The organism is Tabrizicola sp. BL-A-41-H6, assembly GCF_050632395.1.
Classification (GTDB): domain Bacteria; phylum Pseudomonadota; class Alphaproteobacteria; order Rhodobacterales; family Rhodobacteraceae; genus JAUYQR01.
The window spans coordinates 3,917,396-3,937,816 of the sequence record NZ_CP192600.1; the positions used below are offsets into that span (position 1 = coordinate 3,917,396).

A 20,421-nucleotide genomic window follows, 5' to 3' on the forward strand; every position below is an offset into this window, starting at 1 on the left:
GTCCCACCGTGGGACATTTTCCGGGCCACGAAATATCAATGGGTTACAAGGACCGATTTACCGCGCGTTAAGCTTTTGCCGCCGCGACCACCAGGCCGGGCGGTGAGAACAAGTTTACGGAGCAATGTGCCGAGCCTTGCCAAGCGCGCCATTCGCGCGGCGTGGCGCGTGCGGCGCAGGTGCAGGACGACTTCACGCCGGTGCGGTTCGTGGGGGTCGAGGGCGCTGCCGTCGGTGTGATATCTGGCCGAGGCGCGCATCAGATCAAGGTTGACGACGTGTAACATGGAAGGCCTGCCTGATTGCGGGATACCTTGCAAAACTACCTGCATCCGCGCAGATTTCCGAATCAGGAAAATCCACCACACGAAAGCTGAGCTTACATGTCACCGGTCTGGCGCAATCTGCCTTCGCTGTCGTCGCTGCGGGCGTTCGATGCGGTGGCGCGGCATGGCGGGTTCACCGGAGCGGGACGGGTGCTGAACGTCACGCACGCGGCCGTTACGCAGCAGGTGCGCGGGTTGGAGCAGGAGCTTGGCGTGTCTCTGGTGCGGCGGGCGGGCCGCAGCGTGGCCCTGACCGAGGCGGGCGAGCGGTTGGCGCAGGTGCTGAACGAGGCCTTTGGCGGCATCGCTTCGGGGATCGACGCGCTTTGCCGCAGCGAGGCGCGCAGGCCGTTGCGGGTGGCGACCACGACCTTTATCGCCGAGGTGCGCATCATGCCGCGCCTGCCGGAATTCTGGGCGCGATGCCCCGGCGTCGAGGTGGCGATGACACCCAGCCATGACATCGTCGATTTCGCACGCGACGGGTTCGATCTGGCGGTGCGGGCGTTGAGCGAGGGCTGGACACCCAGTGGTGCGGAAGATGTGCGCCCGCTGGCGCGCACCCCGGTGCTGGCGGTCTGCGCGCCATCGCTGCTGGCGGCAGGGGCAAGCGACCCGCAGCATCTGCCGTGGATATTGGAAGACGAGTACGGCTGGGATTTCGACAGACTGCGCGATGCGGGGGTGGCGCCCGAGACGCTGGCACGGGTGAAGCTGGGCAGCCGGCATCTGGAAATGTCGGCGGCGCGGCGCGGGCTTGGCTGCATGTTGGCGACCGAGATCATCTGCCGCGACGATCTTGCGGCCGGGCGTCTGGTCAGCCTGCCATTGGTCGGCCTGCCCATCCTGACCTATGCGGCGGTGTTGCCGAAGGGCCCCCGCCGCCCCGCGGTGGAAGAGTTCGTCGCGTGGCTGGCGACGATATTCGAGGGATCGCCCTAGCAGATCAGGTGATCAGGCGATGTCGCGGACCATCAGCTGATTGCCTTCCTTGCGCACCTCAAACCGCTTGGTCAGCCGCTTGACCAGATCTGACAGCCGTGCGCTGCCATAGGTGCGGGCGTCGAAATCGGGATCGGCGCGGACCATGTATTGCCCGATCTGACCAAGCGAAAACCATTCGCCGTCCGGGTCGATCGTGGTCATGGCCTTGCGGATCAGGGGGATCGCCTCGGTTTCGGGGCGCTTGGCGGGGCGGGGTGCCTCGGTCGCCTCAGGCGTGTCTGGCTTGGCATCGGGCTTTGCGGCCTGCGTGCGGGCGGCGGGCTTTGGTTCGGGTTCGGCATCCCCGACGATGTTCTCGATCAGGATGAAACGGTTGCAGACCTTGCGGAGCGATTCCGGGGTTTTCGCTTCGCCGATGCCGATCACTTCCAGCCCTTCTTCTCGGATGCGGCTGGCGAGGCGGGTGAAATCGCTGTCGGAGGAGACGAGGACGAAGGCATCGAACTTGCCCGCGTGCAGGATATCCATCGCGTCGATCACAAGGCCGATGTCGCTGGCGTTCTTGCCTTTGGTGTTGGCCGATTGCTGGTGCATCACAAGGCCGAGGTCGCGGGCCTGCACCTTCCAGCCGGCAAGCTGGGTGCTGGACCAGTCGCCATAGACGCGGCGGAGCGCGGGTTCACCTATGGTGCTGATTTCCTTGAGGATCGCCTCGGCGTGGCGGGCAAGGACGTTGTCTGCGTCGATGAGGACGGCCAGAAGCGGCGAGGAGTTGGGGCTGGGCATGGTGGCCTCCGGTCTATTGCAGGGCCTTTGTGGCGGGTTTGGCGGGGTGAGGAAAGCCCCCCTTTGGAAGCAGGGCCGCATGTGGGGCCGAGGCGCGCGGCGGCGGAACAATGCAGCGCCCCCGCGGTTGACGACGCATCCAAGCCCGAGAGTGCCCCGAGAGTGCCATGCCCGACGCTGCCGACGATCTTTCGACCATCGCGCTGGCGCGAGAGTCAGCGCGTATCAGGGTGCGGCGGACCGATCAGCGGCGCGTCGTGGTGCGCACCGAGACGCGTGAGGAAAGCCTAACGCTGACCGCCGATCTGGAGGCGGCGCGGGTCGAGGTGACGCGGGTGCCGGTGGGTCGGGATGTCGAGGCGGTGCCCGAGATCCGGGTGGAGGGCGACGTGACGATCCTGCCGGTGATGGAGGAGCGTCTGGTCGTAACGCGCCAGCTGGTGCTGAAGGAAGAAATCCATGTGCGGCGCGTGACCGAGCGACGCCGTGCGGAAGTGCCGGTCACGCAGCGCCATGAGGTGGCGGTGGTCGAGCGTATCGACGCCCCGACCGGGCAGATCCTGTCGCAAGAGACATCAACCGAAGGAAACGAGCCATGACGTACGTAGATGAAAGCCAGGGGATGGGCCGCACCCGTCGCACCGTTTCGGCATTTTTCGATGATCGGGATGAAGCGCTGGATGCCGTGGAGCAGTTGCGCGATCTTGGCATAGCGGAGACAGATATCCGACTGACGAGCGGCGCGGGGACAAACGGCCAGGACGAGGAGAACCGGGGGTTCTTCGAGATGCTGGGCGAGTGGTTTTTCCCCTCGGATGACCGGGAGGCCTATGCCGAGGGCTTGCAGCGGGGCGGGCATCTGGTGACGGTCTCGGGTGTGTCAGACGCCGATTATGACGACGTGGTCGATATTCTGGACAACGACGGTGCGGTCGACATGGACGAGCGCACGGCAAGATGGCGGTCGGAAGGCTGGAGGGGCCGTGACGGGATCACCGGGACGCTGGATGATATGAGCGGGATCACCGGGTTCGACGAGGAAGGCACGGCGCGGCGGTATGGTGGTGCAGCGGCCGGGACTGGTGGGCTTGCTTCGGGCGGTGGGGGTCTGGATGATCCGTCCGACATGGGGATCGGCGGGATCGGCGGAACCGGGAGGGCTGCGGTCGGAATGGGCGGGGCGATCGGGCCGGATGACGGGACGTCGGTGGGTTTGAACGACGAGACGGTGGAGGTCGTGGAGGAACGCCTGCTCGTCGGCAAGCGCGACGCCAGTCGCGGCGGCGTGCGCGTGCGGTCGTATGTGGTGGAGGAGCCGGTGAGCGAGACGGTGACACTGCACGAGGAGCGGGTCGATGTCGAACGCCGCCCGGTGGACCGCCGCGTCACCGACCGCGCCGCCGCGTTCCAGGAGCGCAGCATCGAGGCAGAGGAGCATGGCGAGGAGGCGGTGGTCGACAAGGAAGCGCGGGTGGTCGAGGAGATAGGTCTGCGAAAGACGGCGACCAGCCGCGAGGAGACGATCAGCGACACGTTGCGGCGGACTGAGGTCGAGGTCGAGGACGACCGCGACGACACCTCCACCAGAGGCACGCGGCGCGGCTGAACCAACTCAACCGGCCCCCAGCCGCCAGGGGGCGGATGGATGCCTCCCCGCCCGAGGCGGGGAGGCAGTTCGGGGAAGCGAGTGCCTCCTAAGCGGTACGGATGCTTAGTAGACCACCACCGAGCGGATCGATTCGCCCGAATGCATCAGGTCGAAGCCCTTGTTGATGTTCTCGAGCTTGAGGATGTGGGTGATCATCGGGTCGATCTCGATCTTGCCGTCCATGTACCAGTCGACGATCTTTGGCACGTCGGTGCGACCGCGCGCGCCACCGAAGGCGGTGCCTTTCCACACGCGGCCCGTCACAAGCTGGAAGGGCCGGGTTTCGATCACGGCGCCGGCGGGGGCAACGCCGATGATGATCGACTGGCCCCAGCCGCGGTGGGTGCATTCCAGCGCGTCGCGCATCACTTTGACGTTTCCGGTGCAGTCGAAAGAATAGTCTGCCCCGCCGATCTTGTCGAAGGGGGTCTTGGTCAAGTCGACGATGGCCTGGACGACCGAAGTCCCCTCGGTCAGTTCTTTGGGGTTGACGAAATGGGTCATGCCGAAGCGTTCCCCCCATGCCTTCTTGTCGTTGTTAATGTCGACGCCGATGATCATGTCGGCACCGGCCATCTTGAGACCCTGAATCACGTTCAGGCCAATGCCGCCCAAGCCGAAGACCACGGCCTTGGCGCCGATCTCGACGTTGGCGGTGTTGAGGACGGCGCCGATGCCGGTGGTGACGCCGCAGCCGATGTAGCAGATCTTGTCGAAGGGCGCGTCGTCGCGGACCTTGGCCAGCGCGATTTCAGGCACGACGGTGTGGTTGGCGAAGGTGGAGCAGCCCATGTAGTGGTAGATTGGGGTGCCATCCAGCATGGAAAACCGGGACGTGCCGTCGGGCATCAGGCCCTGGCCTTGGGTGGCGCGGATCGCGGTGCAGAGGTTGGTCTTGCGGGACAGGCAGGACGGGCATTCGCGGCATTCGGGGGTGTAGAGCGGGATGACGTGGTCGCCCACTTTCAGCGATTTGACGCCCGGCCCGACGGCGATGACGACGCCCGCGCCTTCATGGCCGAGGATCGCGGGGAAAAGCCCTTCGGGGTCTGCGCCTGACAGGGTGAATTCGTCAGTGTGGCAGATGCCGGTGGCCTTGATCTCGACCAGAACCTCGCCTTCCTTCGGATCGGCGAGATTGACCTCCATGATTTCCAGCGGCTTGCCTGCGGCTACAGCGACGGCGGCACGGGTGCGCATATGGATTTCCCTCCCTTAATGCTTTGCGGCAGGCTGTGCGAAACTGGCCCTGAACGCAACGCCGGAAACGACGCGAGCAGGTCGTTCGGGCAGCACACGGGAACCAAGTGGCGCACAGCGTCGTTTCCACGAGAAGCCCGGCAAGCGGGCCTTGGCCGGGGTTTTGCGCCCCGATGTGAAAGGATCAGTCCCATGACACTCCGTATTCTACTTGTCCTGCCCTTCGCCCTGATGGCCTGCGTTCCGGTCGTGGTGGAAACGCCGGTGCCTACCACCGATGCCTGCGGCGCGTCGCAGTTGCAGTATCTGGTCGGTGACCAGTCGCGCGTGCTTCAGACGATGCGGTTTTCGCAGCCCGTGCGGATCATTCCGTTTGGCGGGATGGTGACGCAGGACTTCCAGGCCCAGCGGGTGAATATCTGGCTGGACCAGTATGACATCATCTCACGCGTGACCTGCGGCTGATCCGGGATGGCGCGTCGGCCATAGGCTTTGACGCGCCATGCCTTCGGTTGCTAGGCTGCGCATTGTGGCACTGCACGGGGGGCGCAAGATGCGGTTTGGTATTGGTGTGTTGGTGCTTGCGCTGGCGGCCTGTCAGCCGGTGGCCCCGCCGCCGGTGAAGGAGGGTGCCGTGGGCAGTTGCGGTGCGGATGCATTGCAGACGCTGGTCGGGCAGGACAAGTCGGTTCTGGCAGCGATGACGTTTCCGGCGGGCACCCGCATCATCGAGCCCGGCACCCCGGTGACGATGGATTACAGCGCAAGCCGGTTGAACATTTACATCGGCAGAACCGGGCTGATCGAAAGGGTGAGCTGCGGTTGAGCCGGAAGGCGGACGCCCCGGTGGGGCGCCCGCAGGGATCGGTTACTGCTTCGCGCGGAATTCGGTGTGGCAGTCCTTGCAGGCGCCACCAATGGCGCCCATGCCGGCACCGATGGTTTCGGCGGAGGCCACGTCAAGCGCGGTTGCGGCGGCGTTGAGCGCGCCAGCGTCTTTCAGGAATTCGTCCCAGTTTTCCCAGATTGCGGGCTTGGCTTCGGTGGCCGGATCTGCGCCGCCCTGTTCCTTGAAGGCAACCTCGATGCCGGCAGAGGCTTCGACTATGGCGGCCTTGGCGGCTTCGGCGGCGGCGGCGTCATAGGCGGCCTTGCCACCCGCCATGTCACCGAGAATGCCAGTGTTCTTGCCGATGGTGCGCATCAGATCGGACCGGGCTTTTGCGTTCGGGTCGGTGCGATCGCCTTCGGCAAAGGCGGCGCCCGCAATCAGGATCGCCCCAACGGCGAGGTACTTGGTAAACTTCATTCTTTGGCTCCGTGCTGGGTGGTTGCGGGGGCAGTATAGGCGCGACCTTTTGTCCCGATAGTCTGCAATTACTGCTGTCCGCTTCGCTCACGCGATTGTCATCGGCGGGGGGCTGGGAGACTCGACTCTTGTGACAGGGCTTGGCATACCGTGAACATTCAGTGAACTTGGTCGTGTCATGGTTGCAAAACGCATCCTATCGCTGTGGTTTCCGCGTCTGGCGGCAGAGCGCATCCTGCGGCGGCGGCGGGATGCCTTGCCGCAGGCTTTCGCCATCGTGGGGGATGCGAACGGGGCGCAGGTGCTGGTGTCCTTGAACGCCGAAGCGGAAGCGGCGGGGTTGAGTTTGGGCCAGCCGCTGCGCGATGCGACGGCGATCTGGCCGGACCTTGTGACGCATCCGGCGGACCCTGCGGGCGAGGCGCAGTTTCTGACGGTGCTGCGCCGCTGGGCTGGCAAGTTCAGCCCATGGGTGGCCGAGGAGCCTCCCGCCAGTCTGGTGATCGACCTGACGGGGTGCGCGCATCTTTATGGCGGCGAGGTCGCGCTGTTGCAGGAGGTGGAGCAGGATTGCGCCGATCTGGGGCTGACGTTCCGCGCGGGGCTGGCCGATACGCCGGGGGCGGCCTGGGCGTTGGCGCGCTATGCCGGGGGGATGGCGTCGCCGCTGCGCAATGGCGACGCGGTGGAGCAGGAGGCGCGGGCGACGCGGTCGCGGGCCGCCAAGCGGCGCGGGTGGGAGCGGGGCGGTGATGCGCCGCGCCCGGCGACACCCGGAACCGCAGCGGCGATGATCGCGGAGCCGGGCCATGCGCGGGCGGCGATTGCAGGGCTGCCCCTGGCGGCGCTGCGGCTGGACCCTGAGGCGGTGGAGGGGCTGACGCGGCTGGGCTTGCGGCGGGTCAGCGACATCATGGGGATGCCGCGCGCGGCGCTGGCGCGGCGGTTCGGGGCGGATACGGTGCGGCGGCTGGATCAGGCGCTGGGGCTGGACCCCGAACCGGTCACCCCGGCGCGGGCGCCCTTGCATTTTGCGGTTCGGCTGACGCTGCCGGACCCGATCGGCTTGCGCGCCGATGTGGAGGCGGCGGTGGACCGGCTGTTGCCGGAGTTGTGCGTGCGGCTGAAGGCCAAGGGGCGCGGGGCGCGGCGGGTGCAGATGCAGGCGTTCCGCTGTGACGGGCGGGTCGAGGTGGTGGCGGTGGGGCTGGCGCGGGCCGCCGATACGGTGGAGCGGATAAGACCGCTGCTGATGCTGAAGCTGGACGCGATCGACGCAGGGTTCGGGATTGATTGCGTGCGGCTGGAGGCGGTGCTGACCGAGCCGTTGCACGCGCTGCAGCACCGGGGGCATTTCGATGCGACGGCAAGCGTGGTGGCTCGGCAGACCGCGCCGGGGGCAAGGCTGGACGACCTGATCGGCAAGTTGGGGGCGCGACTGGGGTCGGAGGCGGTGACGCGGCGGCATCCGGCGGAAAGCAACATTCCGGCGAAGGCGGTGATCACGCTGGCAGCGGCATGGTCTTCTGCGCATGAGGGCGAGTGGCCCGAACCGCCTGCCCCGCGCCCTTTGGTGATGCTGCGCCCCGAAGCGGTGCGCGCGCCCGACAGTCCCGATCCGCCGGAGCGGTTCCGCTGGCGACGGCGCGATCTGGTGACGCGGATGGCGACGGGGCCGGAGCGCATCCAGCCGGAATGGTGGCTGGACGATCCCGACTGGCGGTCGGGCGTGCGAGATTACTGGCGGGTGGAGGTGGAGGGCGGCGAGTGCCTGTGGCTGTTCTATGCCACGGGCGGGGCTGCTTCGGGCGGCTGGTTCTGCGAGGGCTGGTTCGCGTGACGGCTTGTGCAAGGGCCGCGCGAATGGGATCAACGTCGGCATGAAATCCAGAAGCCGGATATCCGTTCAGCAGACACAGCGCCTGACGCTGACCACGGGGCTTGCCACCTCGATCCGCATCTTGCGCGCGGATGCCGAGGGGCTGACGCAGTATCTGGAGGAGCAGGCTGCGGAAAACCCGCAGCTGGTGCTGGGCAAGCAGACCCCCGGCGAATGGCTGCCGCGCTGGCGCGATGCGATGCTGCGGGGCATCGGAGGGGGCGGCGGCGAGCAGCCGGAGGTGGAGGCGGCGGGGCCGAGCCTGATCGCGCATGTCTCGGATGCCATCGGGACACTGCGGCTGGGCCCGCGCGAGGCGCGCATCGCGGATGCGTTGATCGAGGCGCTGGAGCCGACAGGCTGGCTGGGCCGGCCGCTGCCCGCCATTGCGGCGCAGGCGGGCGCGTCGGTGCCCGATACCGAGGCGGTGCTGGTGCGGATACAGGCGCATGTCGAGCCGTCGGGGCTGTTTGCGCGGTCGCTGGCCGATTGCCTGCGGTTGCAGGCCGCCGAGGCCGAGGTGCTGGACGCGGGGCTGGATGCGGTGCTGGCGCGGCTGGATCTGGTGGCTGCAGGCGATCTGGCGCGGGTGGCGCGCGAAACCGGGCTGACCGAGGCCGAGGTGCGGCGCAAGATCGCGGTGATCCGCGGCTTTGACCCCAAGCCCGGCGCGCGTTTTGAGGCTTGCGCCGCCCCGGTGCGCGAGCCTGACCTGATGGCAAGAAAAGGCGACGCGGGGTGGGAAATCTCGCTTAACCGGTCAGCGCTGCCATCGTTGTCGCTGGCGGACACCAAGGGCAAGGGGCGGGCCGAGGCGCGGGCGTTGATCCGTCTGGTGGAGGGGCGCAATGCCACGTTGCTGACCGTGGGACGCGAGATTCTGATGCGGCAGGCGGCGGCGCTGGAATCCGGGACCGGGGCATTGGTGCCGATGACGATGGCCGAGGTGGCCGAGGCGCTGGGGTTGCACCAAAGCACGATCAGCCGGATCGTGGCGGGCACGGCGGTGGATACGCCGAAGGGGACGTGGTGGCTGCGCGCGCTGTTCAGCCAATCGGTCACTCGGGGTGGGCCTTCGGCGGCGGCGCTGCGCGACCGACTGACGCGGCTGGTGGCCGACGAGCCCGCCGACGCGCCCTTGTCCGACGACGCGCTGGCGGCGGCGCTATCGGCGGAGGGTAGCCCCGTGGCGCGGCGGACGGTGGCGAAGTATCGCGGAATGCTCGGCCTGCACCCTGCGCATCGACGCAAGCGCAAACCTGAGGTGCGGCACTAGGGCCGCGATTTCGCCTGCGAATGTCGCGCAAGGGGATGATCTTTGCGGCCTCGCACGGTAGCAGGGGCGAAACGGGCAGTCGGCGGAGCGTAGGGTCATGGGGTATTTTCTGGGTGTCGACACGGGCGGCACCTACACCGATGCGGTGATCCTCGATGAGGCCGCGACCGAGGTGATCGGCAAGGCAAAGGCGCTGACCAGCCGGCATGATCTGGCGGTGGGCATCGGGCAGGCCGTGGATGCGGCGATTGCGGCGGCGGGGGTAACGGCGGCGGAGGTATCGCTGGTGTCGTTGTCGACCACGCTGGCGACGAATGCGCTGGTCGAGGGACAAGGCGGACGGGTCGCCCTTGTGGTGATCGGGTTCGATGCCGACGACCTGACGCGCGGCGGGCTGACCGAGGCGCTGAAAGGCGATCCGGTGTTGTCGGTGGCCGGCGGGCACAGCCATGCGGGAACCGAGGCGGCGGCGCTGGATATGGCGGCGCTGGAAGCGGAGGTCGGCAAGCTGGGCGAAGAGGTGATGGGCTTTGCCGTGGCCGCGCGCTTTGCCACCCGCAACCCCGCGCATGAAATGGCCGCGCGGGAGGTGATCCGCAGGGTGACGGGGCGGCCGGTGACATGCAGCCATGAGTTGTCGGCGCAGTTGAACGGGCCGAAGCGGGCGCTGACGGCGGTGTTGAACGCGCGGCTGATCGGGATGATCGACCGGCTGGTGGCGGCCTGCGAGCGGCATCTTTTGGCGATTGGCATCGATGCGCCGTTGATGGTGGTGCGGGGCGACGGGGCGCTGATTTCGGCGGCAATGGTGCGCGAGCGGCCGATCGAGACGATCCTTTCCGGGCCTGCCGCCAGCATCGTGGGCGCACGCTGGCTGACTGGGGCGTCGGACGCGCTGGTCAGCGACATTGGCGGCACGACAACCGATGTTGCGCTGTTGCGCGATGGTCTGCCCGAGATCGACCCAGAAGGCGCGCGGGTCGGCGGGTTTCGCACGATGGTCGAGGCGGTGGCGATGCGCACCACGGGCCTTGGCGGCGACAGCGAGGTGCATCTGGTCACCGAGGGGCTGAAGGGCGGCTTGCGGCTGGGGCCACGGCGGTTGATCCCGGTGTCGCTTCTGGCGGTGGAGCATGGGGCGATGGTGCATGCCGCGTTGGACAGGTGGCTAAGCGCCGATGCGGTCGGAGAGATGGACGGGCGGTTCGTGGTGCCGATGGCCGGGCAGACGGGGGGGCTGTCGGCACGCGAGGCGGCAGTGCTGGAGCGCCTGCGGGTGCCGATGCCGATGGCGCAGGCGTTGACCTCAAGGCTGGAGGTGGCGGCGCTGGAGCGGCTGGTCGCGCGCGGTCTGGTGATGGTGGCGGGGGTGACGCCTTCGGACGCAAGCCATGTGCTGGGGGGACTGGATGCCTGGGACCGGGCGGCTGCCGAAAAGGCGGTGCGCCTGATGGCGCGGCGGCGGACCGGGGCGGGCGAGCGGTTCGCATCAGGGCCAGAGCCGTTTGCGCGTGCCGTGGTCGACCAGCTGACGGCGCAGACGGTGGAGTGCCTGCTGGAGGCCGCGTTCGGCGAGGATCCGGCCTTTGCGGGCGAGCCGCCCGAGGCGCTGGCGCGCCATGCGCTGACGCGGGCCGGTCTGGCGCGGCACCGCGGGGTGATCGAGGTGACAGCGCGGCTGGGTGTGCCGGTGATCGGGCTCGGGGCGTCGGCGCCGTTCTATTATGGCGCGGTTGGTGCGCGGCTGGGCTGCGAGATGATCCTGCCGGACCATGCCGGGGTCGCCAACGCGATCGGTGCGGTGGCAGGGCAGGTCAGCCAGCGGGTGCAGGGCATCGTCTCGTCGCCCGCCGAGGGGCGCTTCGTGGCGCATCTGACCGACGGGTTGCAGGTTTTCAGCACTCGCGATGCGGCGCTTGACGCGATGGAGGCGGCGCTGGTGGCCGAGGCATCGGACCGCGCGCGGCGGGCCGGGGCGGTGGACTTGCGCGTGACGGTGGCCCGCGACGTGCGCGAGGCCGAGGTCGAGGGGCGCGCCATGTTCATCGAAGCGACCGTGACCGCCAAAGCCTCGGGTCGTCCGCGCGTGGCGCATGGATGAAGCCGCAGCGATTCAGGCTTGACCTTCACTGGACGCGCCCTTAATCCCGCGCCCAGTGGCTAGGTAGCTCAGCTGGTTAGAGCACGTGACTCATAATCACGGGGTCGGGGGTTCGAGTCCCCCCCTCGCCACCACTTTCCCATCCAAACTCAGCCAGAGACATCCAAAAGATCCTTGCATACAAGGGTTTCATGAAGTTCGATTGTCCGATGCAGTCTAGGGTAGTCCGCTGAAATACCCCCGGTTTGGGGGTGCTTCTGGGGGTATCTGCCGAAAGCTGAAAAGGCGCTACCCCCATCATGCCATTGACCGACGCCACGATTCGAAACCTGAAGCCTCGCGACATGCCGTACAAGGTATCTGACTTCCAAGGGCTGTTCCTTTTGGTCAAGCCCACGGGGTCGCGCCTTTGGCACCAGAAGTACCGCATCGACGGCAAGGAGAAGTTGCTTGCCGTTGGGTCGTATCCGGAGATCAGACTTGCACAGGCCCGCCAAGCCCGTGACGCCGCGCCGGCTTTGTTGGCAGCAGGCAAAGACCCGAGCCAAGAGAAGCAAGACCGAAAGCGGGAAGACAAGGAGCGTCGCGGTCTAACCTTCGAGAGCCAGGCTGTGGCATATTTCAACAAGACAAGGAAAGAAGGTCGAGCGGACACTACTCTGGCAAAGACCGAGTGGCTTCTGGAAATGGCAGTCGCGGATTTCGGTGCAAAGCCAGTGTCGGAAATAACCTCGCCGATGATCCTGCGCTGCCTTCGCAAGTTGGAGGCTAAGGTTAACTACGCAACTGCCAAGCGCCTCCGGTCAAAGATCAGCGCCGTGTTTCGCTTTGCCGTAGCGAATGGAACCGCCACAACTGACCCCACCTATGCACTGAAAGACGCCTTGATACGGCCAACGGCGAAGCCTCGGGCTGCCATAGTTGATCCAAGGGCTTTGGGTGACCTTATGCGCGCGATTGACGAGTTCCACGGTCAAGCCGTGACACGGCTTGCACTTCAATTGCTTGCCTTACTAGCACCAAGGCCGGGCGAACTCCGGAAAGCGAAATGGACGGAGTTCGACCTTGAAGGTGCGGTGTGGTCGATTCCGGCTGACCGTATGAAAATGCGCCGCCCGCATAGGGTGCCTCTTGCTAAAAAGGCCGTTGCGTACCTGTCCGACCTCAAAAGACTGACGGGTGCCAGTGAGTTCGTCTTACCCTCATTGGTGTCCTCCGTCCGCGTCATGAGCGAAAACACCTTGAACACTGCGCTTCGGCGAATGGGCTTTGGAGCCGACGAATTGACCTCGCACGGGTTCAGGGCGACCTTTTCAACCCTCGCGAACGAAAGTGGGCTTTGGAACCCGGACGCGATCGAGCGCGCACTGGCTCACCTCTAAGAAAACGACACTCGCCGGGCATACGCACGCGGCGAGCATTGGGACGAGCGTGTCAGGATGGCGGACTGGTGGGCTGGCTTCCTAGATCAAGTTCGGACAGACTTAGCCACTAAGTGATTTCGGTAGGGGCGGCTGGCGAATGCAAGACGAAGAGGTCGAGATCCGCAAGACCCTGCACTTTCACATTCTCTTTCAGATCGCTCCGTTCCTCAATGTCTTCCCTTCAAGCGACCCGCCTAAGCTTGGCGAAGACTTCGCGATTTCAGCGCGCAAACTGTTCGACGCGATCAGCGCAAACCGATCCAAATCTGTAAAGCACTTGTCGGGCATTCCGCTTGATGAGCTTTTGGACGGCTTCACTGAACGCGGACTGCCCAAGACGCCGGAGCAGAAGACATGGTGCTCGCAACAGCGGGAAGATTTCATTACACGGATTCGAAGTTTGAGTGTTTGGCAGTTGGCCTTGCTCGACCCGGACCGCACCTTTGCGAAGTATGACTACTGGGCTAAGGCCGCCTATTTCTCCCTCGATGAGATACTTTGGCTTTCAGTTGGCCTGGAACCGTTGCCAGAGTTCATCCGGGCTGTGGACCGTCCGTCGCAGAGCGCCACGCAGCGCGACCCTGTGGTCACGCACATTATGGCACAGCGTGAACTCTTCAGACGCAGTCTCGATCCGAACGACTATGGACGCCGTCAAACCGCGCAGTCCGTCCTGAACTGGGCAAACCGGGTGCAACATGAGCTCCACCCGGGCTTTCGCAGGATGTTGGAGGCAATGGTGCAAAGGGAGGTTGCGCCAGACGTCGGTTTGGCTCTGACTTCAGCATCGTTGGATGTCACGCCGGTTGGAGCGGTCGAACAGCAGGTGGCCCAGGCAAACGGCAAGCCTGATCAACGGCTCGACCCAAGGGAACGCCTTGGGATGGCCAAACTCCTCGTTGCAGTCGCCATCGAACAATTTGGATACGACCCTGACAGTAAGCGAAGTCCGATCCCCATCGAGCTTCAGGACATCGCCGCTCGACTCGGCCTAGAAATCTCGCGCGACACGATTCTGAAATACCTTAGGTTGGGCGCACAACATCTGCCTAACGGATGGAGACCTCACGAGAGACTATTCGTATAACGAATACATCGGATATTTTTGTTTAATTTCATGAGTTTGAATCTGCTCGGATAGTGCGCTGCACTGTTCGGCCTCACGCTATCGATCTTTGGGCAGTTTGCCCGGACCGTATAGCACCGAGGCAACCAACAATGACCCACTCCGCCTTTCCCCGCACCGGCTTGGTCCGGCTGTCGTCCATTCTCGCCCCTGCCGGTCCGATCCCGGTTTCCAAGTCGACCTGGTGGCAGGGTGTGCGGGACGGTCGCTTTCCGAAGCCGCAGAAGCTTGGCCCGCGCACCACGGTCTGGAAGGCCGAAGACTGTTGATTTCCACCCAGAACTGAGCCGGGTGGGCGGGTAATTTCCACTGAGAATTGAGCCATGTGAACCTTCCCCTGGAGCGGAGAGCGGCGGGGGCAACGGAGTGATCCACATGGGACTTTTGAACATCATCCGACGCATGCACTTGCGGCAGAAGCTGTCGATCCGGGAGATCGCCCGGCGCACGGGCCTGTCGCGCAATACCGTGGCCAAGCATCTGGCGGCGGGCACGATCGAGCCGAGGTTTGCCACGCCGGAACGGACGAGCAAGCTTGACCCCTTCGCCGACAAGCTGGCCGGCTGGCTGAAGACCGAGGCCGCGAAGGCACGCAAGCAGAGGCGGACGCTGAAGCAGTTGCACACCGATCTGGTGACGCTGGGCTTCACCGGTTCCTATGGCCGGGTGGCAGCCTTCGCGCGGGGGTGGCGAGCGGATCGCCAGCGCGACCAACAGACCACGGGACGCGGCACCTTTGTTCCGCTGTCATTCCGCCCGGGCGAAGCCTTCCAGTTCGACTGGAGCGAGGACTTTGCGGTTCTGGGCGGTGAGCGCAGGAAGCTGCAGGTCGCCCATGTCAAGCTGTCGCACAGCCGGGCCTTCTTGCTGCGAGCCTATCCCTTGCAGACCCACGAGATGCTGTTCGACGCGCATTGGCACGGGTTCCGGGTCTTCGGCGGCGTGCCCGGGCGCGGGATCTACGATAACATGCGCACGGCGGTGGATCGTGTCGGCCGCGGCAAGGAACGGCAGGTCAACATCCGGTTCCTGGCCATGACCAACCACTATGTCTTCGAGCCTGACTTCTGCAATCCGGCCGCAGGTTGGGAGAAAGGCTAGGTCGAGAAGAACGTCCGCGACGCTCGCCACCAGATGCTGCAAGGCATGCCGGACTTCCCCGATATCGCCGCACTGAATGCCTGGCTGGAGCAGCGTTGCCAGGAGCTGTGGCGCGAGACCGCCCATGGCACGCTGCCCGGCACGATCGCCGATGTCTGGGCCGAAGAGCAGGCCGCCCTGATGCCCTTGCCTGTCGCCTTTGACGGATTCATAGAGGTGAGCAAGCGTGTCTCGCCCACCTGCCTGATCAGCTTCGAGCGCAATCGCTACAGCGTTCCGGCGTCATTCGCGAACCGGCCCATCAGCCTGCGGATCTATCCCGACCGGCTGGTCGTGGCAGCGGAGGGTAACATCCTGTGCGAGCATCCGCGGATCATCGAACGCAGCCACCACCTGCCACCGCGGACGATCTACGACTGGCGGCATTATCTGGCTGTCGTTCAGCGTAAGCCCGGGGCGCTTCGGAATGGTGCGCCCTTCGCAGAATTGCCGTCTGCCTTCAGGCAGTTGCAGGATCACATGCTGCGCAAGCCCGGCGGTGATCGCGAGATGGCAGACATCCTCGCCCTGGTTCTTCAGCACGATGAACAGGCGGTGCTCATCGCCGTGGAGTTGGCACTGGCCGAGGGCGTGCCGACCAAGACCCATGTGCTGAACCTGCTGCACCGACTGGTCGACGGCAAGGTGATCGGTGGGCCACCACTGGATACCCCGCAGGCACTGACCCTGCGCCGCGAGCCCAAGGCCAATGTCGAACGCTATGACGGCCTGCGCAACCAGATCGCCGGAGGCCGCCATGCGTCATGATCCCGCCAGCGGCGCCATCGTCATCATGCTCCGCAGCCTGAAGATGTATGGCATGGCACAGGCCGTCACCGATCTGATCGAGCAGGGAGCACCGGCCTTTGAAGCGGCCATCCCGATCCTGTCGCAACTGCTGAAGGCCGAACTGGCTGAACGCGAGGTCCGTTCCATTGCCTATCACATGAAGGCCGCACGCTTCCCGGCCTACAAGGACCTCTCGGGCTTCGACTTCGCCGCCAGCGAGATCAACGAGGCCACCGTCAGGACCCTGCACCGCTGTGAGTTCATGGATGGCGCACAGAACATCGTGCTGATCGGCGGTCCGGGAACCGGCAAGACCCATGTCGCAACCGCACTCGGCATCCAGGCCATCGAGCATCATCGCCGCAAGGTCCGCTTCTTCTCGACGATCGAACTGGTCAACGCCCTCGAACAGGAAAAGGCAAAGGGCAAGGCCGGGCAGATCGCAGAAAGCCTGACCAAGCTCGACTTGGTGATCCTCGACGAACTGGGATATCTGCCCTTCAGCGCCTCGGGTGGGGCGCTGCTCTTCCACCTGCTGAGCAAACTCTACGAACGCACCAGCGTCGTCATCACCACAAACCTGAGCTTCAGCGAATGGGCCACGGTCTTCGGCGACGCAAAGATGACCACCGCCTTGCTCGACCGCCTCACCCACCGCTGCCACATCCTGGAGACCGGAAACGACAGCTTCCGCTTCAAGGCCAGTTCAGCCGCAGCAGCCAGGAAGAAGAAGGAGACAAACCATGCCTTGACCCCAGCATGATACGAAATCCATAGTCAGAGGTGGCTCACTTCTCGGTGGAAAACCCGGCTCAGTTCTGGGTGGAAATCAACAGTCTAAGGATTTCGTCATTGAAATTGACCTTGCTCAACCCTTCTCGCGGCTAAGTTTGGTTCAGTTCTGTGAGGGCGGTGCGGTCAAACCCTTTCACTAACAACCATATGCCCAGCGACAGTTCCCACAAGAATTCCGGCACAGTCGAAATTGCTTGCACTGCGGAACCGGCCTCGATGGTGCCGAACAGAACGGCAATGCCAGCCATCAGCACTGCAGGGCCGCCAATCAGGCCCAAAATCGACATTGCGCGCGGCACCAGCCGCGTTTTCCACATCAGAGTGCCGAGGATCAGCCCGTTGCCGATACCGACGATCACGCCAGGCCCAATGCGGAAGGTCCAGTCATGGACTGCGACAAGCGTCTGTCCGGCGGCCAGCAGCATGGCCGGATCGGCCCCGCTTGCGTGCAGCCGCAGCGTGTTCAGCGCCATCAGGGCAACGATGCCAACGGCGATGAACCCATTTTCGGTCAGGCGCGCAGCCACGTATCCCAGTGAAAGCACCTCGCTATGCTTGCGCAGGACGGGGTACAGCACCAGTGCCGTGCCGACATTTGCGGCGATAAGGAACAGTTCAAGCAGCGCCCCCGTCGATACGCCCCTGTCAAAGCCGCCGCCAAGGATAAAGCCGGGGTCCCCCAGAGCGTGCGCATAGCACAGGAGAAGCGCCGGGATGGACGTGACGAAGGTGACGAGGAAAAGCCCACCCGCAAGCCGCGCCAAAATCTGAGACTTCTGCTCAGCCGCCAAAGTCAGTGTGGCTCGCGCTGCGGGCGTCATGCCGGGGGCTGCGCCAGACGGGGGATGGACTTTTGCGGCCGGGGCCGGAGGCATTGTCATTGAAAGCCTTCCTGGAATATTTGGGTTGAACGAACCTCATCTTGGCGCAAAACGGAGTGGGGCAGAACGCACAGCGTTTGCACGGCAACCCTGCACAGGACGCGATGTCAGGGTAAAGCCCGTTCGTCGTCGCTCCGCCGGGTGCCGCAGATAGTCCGCACGCAACCCCGAAGCCAGCGATGCGCTAGGTCGCCATCCATGCGCGGATGCCACAGAACCGAGATGGTGAAAGGGACTACCGCGACCGGCAAGGCAAAGCTGTGCAATCCCTTGCGCAACCCCTCTGTGTGCCGCTCGGGCACGGTGGCGACCAAATCGGTTTCGCGCGCCAGCGCCAGCGCAGTCGAGAACCCGTTGACGACCGTGGCAATCCGTCGTTCCAGACCTTCCAACTGCACAGCTTCATCAATCTGACGGCTGTGCAGCCCGCGCCGCAGCACCAGAACATGACCGGCCGAGGCAAAGCGGCTGGCGGTCATCGGACCTTGGGACAGGGAATGGCCCTCTCGAACCACCCCGACCCAGCGATCGTCAAACAGCGGCAAAGCGCGTAGTTCTGGCGCTGTATCTGCGTCGATGACTCCCGTTTCGAGGTCGACCTCGCCGTCGCGCAACGGGGCGCTTTCCTTGTCGGTCTTCGTCAAGAACTGCAGGGTCACGCCGGGCGCCTGCGCCTCTAACATAGTGAGCAGTTGCGGGCCGAAGGTCTCGGCAAAACCCTCGCTGGTCCGAAGCGTAAAGCGACGGTCAAGTTTGCCAAGATCAAGCTTTTCGGCCGGGCGAAGCACGGCGTTCGCGCCGTCAACGAGCGTGCCGACCTGCTCACGAAGCTCAATCGCCCGGGGCGTCGGGACAAGCCCCCTACCCGCCCGCACTAAAAGCGGATCGCCGGTCACGTCACGCAACCGCGAAAGCGCCCGGCTCATTGCCGATGGACTCAAGCGCAGCCGACGCGCGGCGCTGGCAACACTGCCTTCGGACAACAAGACATCAAGTGTCACCAGCAGGTTCAGATCAGGCAAGGGCACCTCTCACAACACATGGCGTCAGACGCATGGATAAAGTGCAATCAATGCGTATTCCGCAATATCAAGCTGGCGGCTATCTGACAAGAACCTCATGAAATGGAGTTTCAAATGCCGTCTCGTTTTGCCCCCTATCTCTTCGGTTTCATCCTGTCAGGTCTAATGTCCGCTGTAGTCTCTGGCATCGCTACCCTTCGAAATGCCGGGTTGATCGATGGGGTCCTTGGCCTGTGGATGAATGCCTGGCTGCTGTCCTGGCTCGTTGCCTTCCCGGTCGTGCTGGCGGTCGCACCGATCACTCGGCAGTTGGTTGCGCGCGTCGTCAAGAAACCGGAGGCCAGAGCATGACAATCACCGCCGTGCCCCAGCAGCCCGTCCGCACGTTTCGGCTGCGGCTCGCGGCCCTGTCCCTTGCGATGCTTCTTCCATCGCTGGGGACAAGCATCACCAACGTGGCCCTGCCCACCCTTGCGACGTCGTTTCATGCGCCGATTCAGGACGTGCAATGGGTGGTCATTGCCTACCTGCTGGCTGTCACGACCCTTATCGTGGGCGCTGGTCGTCTGGGCGACATGCTGGGGCGACGACGCGTTCTTCTGTTCGGAATCGGGATCTTTGCCGCGGCATCTGCCTGCGGTGCCATTGCGCCAAACCTCTGGTGGCTGGTCGCAATGCGCGGCGTGCAGGGCCTTGGGGCCGCGATCATGATGGCACTTACGATCGCATCGGTCAGTGACATGGTCCCCAAGGATCGCACGGGAAGCGCGATGGGCCTGCTGGGCACGGTTTCAGCGGTAGGAACGGCCCTCGGGCCATCACTGGGCGGGCTGCTGATCAACGCATTTGGCTGGCCGGCGGTCTTTGCCTTCATGGCAGCGTCCGGTGCTGGCGTTTTCGTGTTCGGTGCCCAGGTCTTTCCGTCTGATGTCGCCAAAAAGCCCATGCATTTCACCTTTGATTTGCCAGGCATGATGGTGCTGGCGTTGTCACTTGGCGCCTATGCCCTTTCGACCACGCTGGGTGGTGCCACACCTGGCATGACCAACGTGGGGCTGGGACTCTTGGCCTTGATCGGCATGGCCACCTTTGTCGCGATCGAAAACCGCACGACTGTTCCACTGGTTCAACTGGCACTGTTGCGGGACCGCGCTTTGGCGGCAGGTCTCGTGTCGATGGCGCTGGTCTCGACTATCATGATGGCCACCCTTGTCGTTGGCCCGTTCTTCCTGTCCGGGGTTCTGCGGCTCAGCCCTGTGCAAACCGGGTTCGCGATGTCCGTGGGGCCGGGCGTCTCCGCGTTGGCGGGCATTCCAGCCGGTCGGCTGGTGGACCGCTTTGGCGAGTCGACCGTGACCTACTCAGGGTTGCTTGGTGTCGTCGTGGGGTCAGTCCTGATGATGCTGCTGCCCGGCGCTTTTGGCGTGAATGGATACATCGGCGGCCTTGCAATCATCACAGCAGGCTATGCGCTGTTTCAGGCCGCGAACAATACGGCCGTCATGAACGGTGCCCCAAGTGAGCGTCGCGGCGTCACATCTGCCCTTTTGGGTTTATCCAGAAACCTTGGTCTCATCACGGGAGCTTCGGCCATGGGGGCAGTCTTCGCCTTTGGATCAAAGAGTGAAGCTCTATTCGGGCTTGGAACCGGAGGTGGGGCCGGATTGCGGCTTACCTTTGCCGTCGCTGCTGTGCTTGCAAGTGCAGCGTTTTGCGTGACCCTCTTGGGTCGCAGACTTAAGTAATTGACCCTCAGCCGTCGTGCGCATGACGG

At 64.6% G+C, this 20,421-nt stretch carries 20 protein-coding genes, 1 tRNA gene and 1 pseudogene; 16 read left to right on the top strand and 6 right to left on the bottom strand.

Features of this window, described 5'->3' with window-relative positions:
• Positions 1-35: 35 nt before the first annotated feature.
• Entirely contained in the window at positions 36-287 is a 252-nt protein-coding gene (locus ACROUL_RS19285) for a hypothetical protein (RefSeq protein WP_431301046.1), read from the bottom strand.
• Positions 288-383: 96 nt separating this feature from the next.
• Here ACROUL_RS19285 and ACROUL_RS19290 point away from each other — a divergent pair, with 96 nt between their 5' ends.
• On the top strand, positions 384-1,268 hold the full coding sequence (locus ACROUL_RS19290) for a LysR substrate-binding domain-containing protein (protein WP_431301047.1): 885 nt from the start codon (positions 384-386) through the stop codon (positions 1,266-1,268).
• Positions 1,269-1,280: 12 nt separating this feature from the next.
• On the opposite strand, the gene ACROUL_RS19295 is transcribed toward ACROUL_RS19290, so the two are convergent.
• Entirely contained in the window at positions 1,281-2,057 is a 777-nt protein-coding gene (locus tag ACROUL_RS19295; RefSeq protein WP_431301048.1) for an NYN domain-containing protein, read from the bottom strand.
• 167 nt (positions 2,058-2,224) lie between these two features.
• Between ACROUL_RS19295 and ACROUL_RS19300 the strand changes: the two genes are divergently transcribed.
• Together ACROUL_RS19300 and ACROUL_RS19305 are read left to right on the top strand one after the other, a co-directional pair.
• Positions 2,225-2,656: a DUF2382 domain-containing protein gene (locus ACROUL_RS19300; RefSeq protein WP_431301049.1), complete on the top strand. Its 432-nt coding sequence runs from the start codon at positions 2,225-2,227 to the stop codon at positions 2,654-2,656.
• Positions 2,653-3,663: a YsnF/AvaK domain-containing protein gene (locus ACROUL_RS19305; RefSeq protein ID WP_431301050.1), complete on the top strand. Its 1,011-nt coding sequence runs from the start codon at positions 2,653-2,655 to the stop codon at positions 3,661-3,663. Before ACROUL_RS19300 ends, ACROUL_RS19305 begins: the two co-directional genes overlap by 4 nt.
• Positions 3,664-3,768: 105 nt before the next feature.
• Here the strand turns inward: ACROUL_RS19305 and ACROUL_RS19310 are convergent, their stop codons facing one another.
• Positions 3,769-4,905 carry an S-(hydroxymethyl)glutathione dehydrogenase/class III alcohol dehydrogenase gene (locus ACROUL_RS19310; protein ID WP_431301051.1) on the bottom strand — a complete coding sequence of 379 codons (1,137 nt, stop codon included), beginning with the start codon at positions 4,903-4,905 and terminating at the stop codon, positions 3,769-3,771.
• 192 nt (positions 4,906-5,097) lie between these two features.
• Here ACROUL_RS19310 and ACROUL_RS19315 point away from each other — a divergent pair, with 192 nt between their 5' ends.
• Entirely contained in the window at positions 5,098-5,370 is a 273-nt protein-coding gene (locus tag ACROUL_RS19315; protein ID WP_431301052.1) for an I78 family peptidase inhibitor, read from the top strand.
• Between the two features lie 88 nt (positions 5,371-5,458).
• Positions 5,459-5,731, top strand: coding sequence for an I78 family peptidase inhibitor (locus tag ACROUL_RS19320; RefSeq protein WP_431301053.1), 273 nt, complete (start codon positions 5,459-5,461; stop codon positions 5,729-5,731).
• A 42-nt stretch (positions 5,732-5,773) separates the two neighbouring features.
• Here the strand turns inward: ACROUL_RS19320 and ACROUL_RS19325 are convergent, their stop codons facing one another.
• Entirely contained in the window at positions 5,774-6,214 is a 441-nt protein-coding gene (locus ACROUL_RS19325) for a cytochrome c (RefSeq protein WP_431301054.1), read from the bottom strand.
• A gap of 178 nt (positions 6,215-6,392) precedes the next feature.
• Here ACROUL_RS19325 and ACROUL_RS19330 point away from each other — a divergent pair, with 178 nt between their 5' ends.
• From ACROUL_RS19330 to istB, 9 genes and pseudogenes are all read left to right on the top strand, one after another.
• The gene (locus tag ACROUL_RS19330) at positions 6,393-8,054 is read left to right on the top strand and encodes a Y-family DNA polymerase (protein WP_431301055.1); all 1,662 of its coding nucleotides are present in this window, start codon (positions 6,393-6,395) and stop codon (positions 8,052-8,054) included.
• Positions 8,055-8,094: 40 nt separating this feature from the next.
• Positions 8,095-9,369: an RNA polymerase factor sigma-54 gene (locus ACROUL_RS19335; RefSeq protein ID WP_431301056.1), complete on the top strand. Its 1,275-nt coding sequence runs from the start codon at positions 8,095-8,097 to the stop codon at positions 9,367-9,369.
• A 97-nt stretch (positions 9,370-9,466) separates the two neighbouring features.
• Complete coding sequence (locus ACROUL_RS19340) at positions 9,467-11,470, top strand: hydantoinase/oxoprolinase N-terminal domain-containing protein (protein ID WP_431301057.1); 2,004 nt, start codon at positions 9,467-9,469, stop codon at positions 11,468-11,470.
• A gap of 57 nt (positions 11,471-11,527) precedes the next feature.
• Positions 11,528-11,604, top strand: a tRNA-Met gene (locus tag ACROUL_RS19345).
• A gap of 165 nt (positions 11,605-11,769) precedes the next feature.
• Entirely contained in the window at positions 11,770-12,852 is a 1,083-nt protein-coding gene (locus tag ACROUL_RS19350; RefSeq protein WP_431301058.1) for a tyrosine-type recombinase/integrase, read from the top strand.
• Between the two features lie 139 nt (positions 12,853-12,991).
• On the top strand, positions 12,992-13,981 hold the full coding sequence (locus ACROUL_RS19355; RefSeq protein ID WP_431301059.1) for a hypothetical protein: 990 nt from the start codon (positions 12,992-12,994) through the stop codon (positions 13,979-13,981).
• A 131-nt stretch (positions 13,982-14,112) separates the two neighbouring features.
• The gene (locus ACROUL_RS19360; protein ID WP_431301060.1) at positions 14,113-14,289 is read left to right on the top strand and encodes an AlpA family phage regulatory protein; all 177 of its coding nucleotides are present in this window, start codon (positions 14,113-14,115) and stop codon (positions 14,287-14,289) included.
• A 106-nt stretch (positions 14,290-14,395) separates the two neighbouring features.
• A pseudogene (gene istA, locus ACROUL_RS19365) lies at positions 14,396-15,928 on the top strand (IS21 family transposase).
• On the top strand, positions 15,918-16,712 hold the full coding sequence (gene istB / locus ACROUL_RS19370) for an IS21-like element helper ATPase IstB (RefSeq protein ID WP_431298741.1): 795 nt from the start codon (positions 15,918-15,920) through the stop codon (positions 16,710-16,712). Before istA ends, istB begins: the two are co-directional and overlap by 11 nt.
• A 121-nt stretch (positions 16,713-16,833) precedes the next feature.
• On the opposite strand, the gene ACROUL_RS19375 is transcribed toward istB, so the two are convergent.
• Together ACROUL_RS19375 and ACROUL_RS19380 are read right to left on the bottom strand one after the other, a co-directional pair.
• Positions 16,834-17,625, bottom strand: coding sequence for a DUF4386 domain-containing protein (locus tag ACROUL_RS19375; RefSeq protein ID WP_431301061.1), 792 nt, complete (start codon positions 17,623-17,625; stop codon positions 16,834-16,836).
• Between the two features lie 107 nt (positions 17,626-17,732).
• Positions 17,733-18,653: a LysR family transcriptional regulator gene (locus ACROUL_RS19380; protein WP_431301062.1), complete on the bottom strand. Its 921-nt coding sequence runs from the start codon at positions 18,651-18,653 to the stop codon at positions 17,733-17,735.
• Positions 18,654-18,761: 108 nt separating this feature from the next.
• Between ACROUL_RS19380 and ACROUL_RS19385 the strand changes: the two genes are divergently transcribed.
• Positions 18,762-18,998 (top strand): DUF2798 domain-containing protein, encoded by a 237-nt coding sequence (locus ACROUL_RS19385; protein ID WP_431301063.1) that lies wholly within the window; start codon positions 18,762-18,764, stop codon positions 18,996-18,998.
• On the top strand, positions 18,995-20,392 hold the full coding sequence (locus tag ACROUL_RS19390) for an MFS transporter (protein ID WP_431301064.1): 1,398 nt from the start codon (positions 18,995-18,997) through the stop codon (positions 20,390-20,392). Before ACROUL_RS19385 ends, ACROUL_RS19390 begins: the two co-directional genes overlap by 4 nt.
• The last annotated feature ends 29 nt before the right edge of the window (positions 20,393-20,421 follow it).

What these genes read in the sequence shown, in the direction of transcription:
- ACROUL_RS19285 (WP_431301046.1), bottom strand. Translation starts at nt 287, where the DNA reads ATGTTACACGTCGTCAACCTTGATCTGATGCGCGCCTCGGCCAGATAT.
- ACROUL_RS19290 (WP_431301047.1), top strand. Translation starts at nt 384, where the DNA reads ATGTCACCGGTCTGGCGCAATCTGCCTTCGCTGTCGTCGCTGCGGGCG.
- ACROUL_RS19295 (WP_431301048.1), bottom strand. Translation starts at nt 2,057, where the DNA reads ATGCCCAGCCCCAACTCCTCGCCGCTTCTGGCCGTCCTCATCGACGCA.
- ACROUL_RS19300 (WP_431301049.1), top strand. Translation starts at nt 2,225, where the DNA reads ATGCCCGACGCTGCCGACGATCTTTCGACCATCGCGCTGGCGCGAGAG.
- ACROUL_RS19305 (WP_431301050.1), top strand. Translation starts at nt 2,653, where the DNA reads ATGACGTACGTAGATGAAAGCCAGGGGATGGGCCGCACCCGTCGCACC.
- ACROUL_RS19310 (WP_431301051.1), bottom strand. Translation starts at nt 4,905, where the DNA reads ATGCGCACCCGTGCCGCCGTCGCTGTAGCCGCAGGCAAGCCGCTGGAA.
- ACROUL_RS19315 (WP_431301052.1), top strand. Translation starts at nt 5,098, where the DNA reads ATGACACTCCGTATTCTACTTGTCCTGCCCTTCGCCCTGATGGCCTGC.
- ACROUL_RS19320 (WP_431301053.1), top strand. Translation starts at nt 5,459, where the DNA reads ATGCGGTTTGGTATTGGTGTGTTGGTGCTTGCGCTGGCGGCCTGTCAG.
- ACROUL_RS19325 (WP_431301054.1), bottom strand. Translation starts at nt 6,214, where the DNA reads ATGAAGTTTACCAAGTACCTCGCCGTTGGGGCGATCCTGATTGCGGGC.
- ACROUL_RS19330 (WP_431301055.1), top strand. Translation starts at nt 6,393, where the DNA reads ATGGTTGCAAAACGCATCCTATCGCTGTGGTTTCCGCGTCTGGCGGCA.
- ACROUL_RS19335 (WP_431301056.1), top strand. Translation starts at nt 8,095, where the DNA reads ATGAAATCCAGAAGCCGGATATCCGTTCAGCAGACACAGCGCCTGACG.
- ACROUL_RS19340 (WP_431301057.1), top strand. Translation starts at nt 9,467, where the DNA reads ATGGGGTATTTTCTGGGTGTCGACACGGGCGGCACCTACACCGATGCG.
- ACROUL_RS19350 (WP_431301058.1), top strand. Translation starts at nt 11,770, where the DNA reads ATGCCATTGACCGACGCCACGATTCGAAACCTGAAGCCTCGCGACATG.
- ACROUL_RS19355 (WP_431301059.1), top strand. Translation starts at nt 12,992, where the DNA reads ATGCAAGACGAAGAGGTCGAGATCCGCAAGACCCTGCACTTTCACATT.
- ACROUL_RS19360 (WP_431301060.1), top strand. Translation starts at nt 14,113, where the DNA reads ATGACCCACTCCGCCTTTCCCCGCACCGGCTTGGTCCGGCTGTCGTCC.
- istB (WP_431298741.1), top strand. Translation starts at nt 15,918, where the DNA reads ATGCGTCATGATCCCGCCAGCGGCGCCATCGTCATCATGCTCCGCAGC.
- ACROUL_RS19375 (WP_431301061.1), bottom strand. Translation starts at nt 17,625, where the DNA reads ATGACAATGCCTCCGGCCCCGGCCGCAAAAGTCCATCCCCCGTCTGGC.
- ACROUL_RS19385 (WP_431301063.1), top strand. Translation starts at nt 18,762, where the DNA reads ATGCCGTCTCGTTTTGCCCCCTATCTCTTCGGTTTCATCCTGTCAGGT.
- ACROUL_RS19390 (WP_431301064.1), top strand. Translation starts at nt 18,995, where the DNA reads ATGACAATCACCGCCGTGCCCCAGCAGCCCGTCCGCACGTTTCGGCTG.